Here is a 6,609-nt window from a genome sequence, read left to right on the forward strand (position 1 = left end):
GGATGATTGGGTAGAAGTGAATGTTAGTCTGGAAATGCAAACTTATGGACTTTCTGAGGTAGAGGTAAAAGAAGGTGCTGAGGATCCTGCATTAACAGTGATCAGAAAAGCCATTGCTAAAGCCAAATACCATAAACTTCAAGTAGAAGCTTATACCATGATGGTATACATCAAAGGTACCGGTGAACTAAGCGATGCACCATTCTTTCTTAAGAAAAAGTTAGCCAAGGAAGGTGTTAGCTTAAATGAAGCCTATACTTCTGAATCCGTCTCTAAGGTTAGTTTTAAACAACCAAATGAAATCAAAGAAGAGGTCATAAGCATTCGCACAAGTGGTGAAAATAACCAAACTTCTCCTGCTCCCTATATTGGGGCTAGTTTTTACGATGACAAGGTAAATGATATCATTTCCCCCTTGGCAAGGTCGGCTTTTGGGTACTATAGGTTTCGTTTGGAAGGCACCTTTCTGGAAGATGAAGTACTTGTCAATAAAATAAGGGTCATTCCCCGGTCTAAAGGAGAGAAGGTCTTTGATGGTTATATTTATATTGTAGAGGACTTGTGGTCCATTCATAGCTTGAATCTTAAAACATCTCTATTGGGCTTTGATATCAGCGTTCGCCAACAATATGCCCCTATAAAGGAAAAGATATGGATGCCCATTACTCATACGTATATTTTTGGAGGGAAATTTTTCGGTTTTGAAGGTGAGTTTCAATATTTAGCTTCAACGAGAGATTATGAGTTGACCCTCAACCCGGAGCTTCAATTTGACACTGAAATCCTAGATGAAAAAGTCACTGATATTCCTGAAAAGGTCAAAACCTTAGCCAACAAAGATGCGCCACTAATACAATTGGAAGAGGCCGAGCAATTGAGTAGAAAACAATTCCGCAAACTAATCACTGCCTATGAAAAAGAGCAAGATAAAGCCCGAGAAGAGCAAGATATAGTTTCGGTAAGAAGTCAAGTGATTGATTCTCTGGCTACCCAAAGAAGCATGGCTTATTGGGACAGCATCCGACCTACACCGCTGACCAAAAAGGAAGTTTTAGGTTATGTTAGGGATGATAGTTTGGCGCTAATAGACAAAGCTAAGAATAGTGAGGTAGATAGTATCGCACAAAAAGCCAAAAGGAAATTCAATCCTTTTGATATTTTTTCCGGTGGAAGGTACCATTTTGGGAAGGGTAAATCTGCGGGGTTTTATACCAATTGGACAAAAATGTCTTTCAACACTGTGGAAGGCTTTAAATTGGGTTTTTCCGGTTTTTATAGAAAAGAGGAAATTACCAAAATGGCGGATAGTGTGACCAATGAGGTAAGCTCATGGAACATAAAGCCGGAGTTTAGGTATGGATTTGCTAGCAAAAAGGCCTACATGACTTTAAACTTCCGCAGGTCTGTAACCAAAGGAAGGGAAGGGTATTCCTGGGGAGTGGATGGTGGAAAATTCATTTACCAATACAATGATGAAGCTCCTATTAGTGAACAGGTAAATGTGCTTTATTCACTTTTTTTCAGAGAGAATTACATGAAATTATATGAAAAAGCATTTGCTAGGTTTTTCTGGGCCCAAAGGATGGGAGATCAATTTACCTATAGGGCAAGCATTAGCTTGGAAGATAGAAGTCCACTTACCAACCATAGCAATTACAGTTTTTTCAATAATAATGGTAAAGCGTACGGTTCCAATAAGCCTTTTCAAAAAGACCTGAATGATCAATTTTTGGTTTCCAACCAAGCCGCATTGTTTGATTTGAGCGTTGATTGGAGACCGGGACTAAAATATCAAGTAAGAAATAACCGTAAAACACCCTTAATGGCTACTGCTCCCTTAGTAATGCTTAGCTACAGTCAAGCTGTCCCTATCATTTTCAAAGGGGCTGAAGTGAGTAAATATCAACAGGTGGAATTTGGGATAAAACATTCCATTCCTTTCGGGGTAAGTGGTAAGTTGGCATTTAATCTGACTGCAGGTGAATTTTTTAATGCGAAGAAAGTCTATTTTATGGATTTCAAACATTTTGGTGGAAATAGAACGGTTTTTAGTAATATGGGGGCCGCGAGTAACTATAGATTCCTGGATTATTATACCTTTAGTACTATGGATCGGTATTTTGGAGGCTTGGTTCATTACCAGTTCAGAAAATTTATTTTCACCCAATTACCCGGGCTGCGGTTTTCAGGAATTAGGGAAAACCTGTTCTTTAACTACTTGAAAACAAAAAATTCGCCTCACTATTGGGAGCTTGGTTACTCTTTAGATAACCTTTTTAGATTGTTTAGGTTGGAGATGGGGGCAGGTTTTGAAAACGGAAAGTACAGCTCAGGTGGCTTTAGGTTTGGAATTGCCACCTTTATTTCAATAAATATAGACGAGTAAGCGGTTTTAACTTACTTTTGTATTGGCCAAACTTCAGACTCTTTGAAAGATTTACTCTTAATCACTCCTCCATTTACCCAGTTAAATACCCCTTATCCGGGGACAGCCTATTTAAAAGGCTTTTTGAATACCAAAGGTATCAGTAGTTTTCAGATGGATTTGGGGATGGATGTTATTCAGGCCATCTTTTCTAAAAAAGGACTGGAAGAGATATTTTTATTTGCGGAGCAAAATAAGACGATCAGAAGTGAAAACGCAGGAAGAATATTTGCCTTAAAAGAAGTTTACCTCCTTTCGATTGATGCGGTAATACTTTTCCTTCAGGGGAAAAATGCGACTTTGGCCAGGAAAATTTGTGCGGACAACTTTTTGCCTAAAGCCGCTAGATTTGAACAACTGGATGACCTGGATTATGCCTTTGGTAATATGGGGATGCAGGATAGGGCCAAACACCTGGCAACCCTTTATTTGGAAGACTTGTCTGACTTTATTATTGAATGTGTTGATGCAAATTTTGGCTTCAGTAGGTATGCAGAATCCCTAGGAAAGAGTGCCAACAGTTTCGATGCACTTTACGAAAAGTTAAGCATACCACTTACTTATATTGATCTGATAAGTATTAAGCTGTTGGCTTATCAAATGAAAACCATTCAACCCAAAATGGTGGGCCTATCAGTACCTTTTCCAGGAAATTTATACAGTGCCTTTCGCTGTGGTCAATTTATAAAAGACCATTACCCACAGGTGAAAATTGTGATGGGAGGAGGCTTCCCGAATACTGAATTGAGAAGTGTTTCTGAACCAAGGGTGTTTGATTTTGTCGATTTTATTTGCCTGGATGACGGAGAAAAACCAATAGAGATTTTATTGAAGCTAATCGAAAAAGACCAATGGCCATTCGATTTAAATACGAAATTAAAGCGAACGTTTTTTCAATCAGGTGAAGCTGTTTTGTATAAGAATGATTCCAATGAACCAGATTACAAACAGCATGAATTAGGTACCCCTGATTATTCCGATTTGAATCTGGATAAATACATTTCTGTCATAGAAATTGCCAACCCCATGCATAGTCTATGGAGTGATGGTAGGTGGAATAAATTAACTATGGCTCATGGTTGCTATTGGGGCAAGTGTACTTTTTGTGACATTTCATTGGATTATATAAAAATTTACGAGCCCCTTACTGCCGGTATTTTGGTAGATCGGATGGAGCAATTGATAAAAGAAACCGGAGAGAGTGGGTTTCATTTTGTCGATGAAGCTGCACCTCCGTCCTTAATGCGTGCCTTGGCTCTGGAAATTATCAAGCGCAAACTCAGTCTTACCTGGTGGACAAATATTCGTTTTGAGAAAAGTTTTTCGTTAGACTTATGCTTACTCTTGGCAGCTTCCGGTTGTATAGCTGTATCGGGCGGTTTAGAGGTGGCTTCAGACAGGCTGCTTAAGCTTATTGATAAAGGGGTGACTGTGGAGCAAGTGGCAATGGTTACCAGAAATTTTACTGAGGCAGGAATCATGGTGCATGCTTACCTTATGTATGGATATCCTACCCAAACCATCCAAGAAACCATTGACAGCCTTGAAATGGTTCGTCAGTTGTTTGAGGAAGGTGTATTGCGGTCAGGATTTTGGCATCAATTTGCCCTGACAGCTCATAGCCCTATTGGTTTGGCTCCTGAAGAATTTCAAATTATTTCGCAGCAGAATAAGATCACTTTTGCTAACAATGACATTGCATTTACAGACCCAACAGGCGTAGATCATTCTCAGTTTAGCTTTGGCTTAAAGAAGTCACTTTTTAACTTTATGCACGGTATAGGTTTTGACTTTCCTTTACAAGAGTGGTTTGAATTTAAAATTCCACGGCCAACCCTTGGGCCGGATTATATTGCATCATGCCTTGAGAAGGAAAACCATAAAGCCCCTAAAGATACCGCTAAGGTGGTTTGGATAGGAAGTGCACCCATTGTGACAGAGAAAGTCATTCGCAAAAAGAAGAAGTCTTTCCCTAGGGTTTTATTGACCTTTCATACGCCTACAGCCATAGTGGACCTTACCTTAACAAAAGATCATGCGGATTGGTTGTTGCATATACTGGAAGTGATGAAAGCATCTTCTAGGCCTCTTTCCTATATTGCTTTTAAATCAAGCTTTGAAGAGGCGTGTGGAAATTTTGACAAATTTTTCAACTTGGCCATGAAAGAAGAACTAAATGCTTGTGGATTGTTGATCCTCTAAAAGAGGGATTTAACTTTTTGATTAAGTTTTAGTATTGCTTTTCCAATCTTAAAAAAATTGTATATTTAGCTTTTATAAAATCCCAAAATAAACTAAATCCAAGACACTTTATGAAGCGTAGAGCTTTCATCAAAAAAAATGGAACATTTACCCTTTTTGCTCCATTTGCCAGCTTGCCAATTGCCTCTTTTGAATCTTCCAACAATAATATAGAAATCAATAAACCTGAGTGGTTAGTACAAATGATTTCTAATAATGATTTGTCGCTGAATAATATCCTTCTCAGGTATGTGGCGAACAAGGATGCTGTCAACTATGGAGCGGTATTGGATGGAAACGAAATGGCTACTGCTCATTCCATAACTTCTTTCTTAAAAACGGGGATCTGTGCCTTGGTAAGTCCCGAATCAGAATTTTATAATGATCAGAAGTTAAGGGAGAAATTGGCTTTATCTAGTGATTTTATTCTAAGCCTTCAAAATGAGGATGGCACAATTGATTTGGTCTCTACCAACTTCCAATCCACTCCGGATACAGGATTTATCGTAAAATGGTTGGCTCCGGTTTGGCGTCTCTTGGATCAATCAGAAGTGTCCCAAAAACAATTGATTTTAGCTCCCCTTAAACAATTTTTGGTCAATGCAGGGGAAGCCTTGAAAATAGGAGGTATTCATACACCTAACCACAGATGGGTGGTTAGCTCGGCACTGGCCGAACTCTATAAAATCAAGCCTGATGAAGCCTATCAATCAAGGGCTGAAGAATGGCTCTCGGAGCAAATTGATTTGGATGAAGATGGGCAATTTGAAGAAAAAAGTAGTTATATATACTCTTCTTTGAGTGATAGGGTACTGATTAGTATTGCAAGAGGATTCAATAAGCCTGAATTGCTGGAATATGTAGCGAAAAATCTTAAAATGAACCTATATTACTTGCATCCCAATGGGGAAATTGTAACGGAAGCATCCGGAAGACAGGACAACTCTCGAATAGGCACCTTAGAAAATTATTATTATCCATTCCGCTATATGGCCCTAAAGACGGGAGAGGGGCAGTTTGCTGCTGCTTGTAAGTTAATTGAAGAAACTTGTTTCAGAAAAACAACCGGTTTTCTATATTATTTCCTAGAGGACCCCTCTCTTTGGGAGGAATTGCCTGCTTCAAAAGCATTGCCGGTCAATTATACCAAAGAATTTCGGAATTCAAATTTAATAAGGGTGAGAAGGGGGAATTATGACGCATCTATACTTTCTGATAGTACCGTTTTCTTTACTTTTCATAAAAAAGAATTGGCCCTACAAGGAATGAGGTTTGCCAGTGCTTTCTTTGGGAAAGGTCAATTTTCTGCGGATTCCTATAAGGTAGAAAATGGCAAATACATTCTTTCAAGTGAATTGACAGGGCCTTATTATCAGCCTTTTCCTAAAGAAACCATTCCAGGTGATGGGGTTTGGGCCAAAATGCCCAGAAGTCAGCGCCAGCAATCAGAAATTCAAAAGCTTTACAGTACCGTAACCATTCAGGAGGAGGGTGATGGATTTTCGATTGATATTTCGATTACAGGGACAGACAATGTTCCGGTTGCGCTTGAGCTAATATTTAGACCCGGAGGATCTTTTTCAGGTACTGTTCCCCATGAAGGAATGGAAGAGACGGTATTTTTAAAAGAAGGAATGGGTAAATACACCGGCAATGGCTCCTCTATAAATTTTGGGCCGGGTTTATACAGGCACAAATGGGTAGCCATAAGGGGTGCTTTACCTAAAATGGATGCACCAACGGCCTTTCTGACGGGCACTACTCCTTTTCACCATTCCATAAAAATCTCTTAATTCCTTTATGATGATTATACTGAATCGTTTTAAGGTGAAAACTTTTTTCCCCTGCCTATTTTTGATAGGCTGGTCTGTTTTTATGTTAAGTTTTTCCGGCGATGCCTTTGGTCAATCAAAGGCAAATAAAGCTAAACCTAATATTGTCTT

The 6,609-nt window shown here is 39.1% G+C and carries 3 protein-coding genes; all 3 read left to right on the plus strand.

All coding sequences use genetic code 11. From position 1 onward, the window contains the following. Positions 1–2,386 (plus strand): DUF5686 family protein (locus AAC037_RS17170; protein ID WP_339904280.1); only part of this gene is annotated, 2,386 nt, incomplete at its 5' end. 42 nt (positions 2,387–2,428) lie between these two features. Continuing rightward, positions 2,429–4,627, plus strand: coding sequence for a radical SAM protein (locus AAC037_RS17175; protein WP_339904281.1), 2,199 nt, complete (start codon positions 2,429–2,431; stop codon positions 4,625–4,627). 110 nt (positions 4,628–4,737) lie between these two features. Further along, entirely contained in the window at positions 4,738–6,459 is a 1,722-nt protein-coding gene (locus AAC037_RS17180; protein ID WP_339904283.1) for a hypothetical protein, read from the plus strand. Positions 6,460–6,609 lie beyond the last annotated feature (150 nt).

It is taken from the genome of uncultured Cyclobacterium sp. (assembly GCF_963976465.1).
Taxonomy (GTDB): Bacteria; Bacteroidota; Bacteroidia; order Cytophagales; family Cyclobacteriaceae; genus Cyclobacterium.

Excerpts from the sequence above, each read along its gene's own strand:
- AAC037_RS17180 (WP_339904283.1), top strand. The coding sequence starts at position 4,738 with ATGAAGCGTAGAGCTTTCATCAAAAAAAATGGAACATTTACCCTTTTT.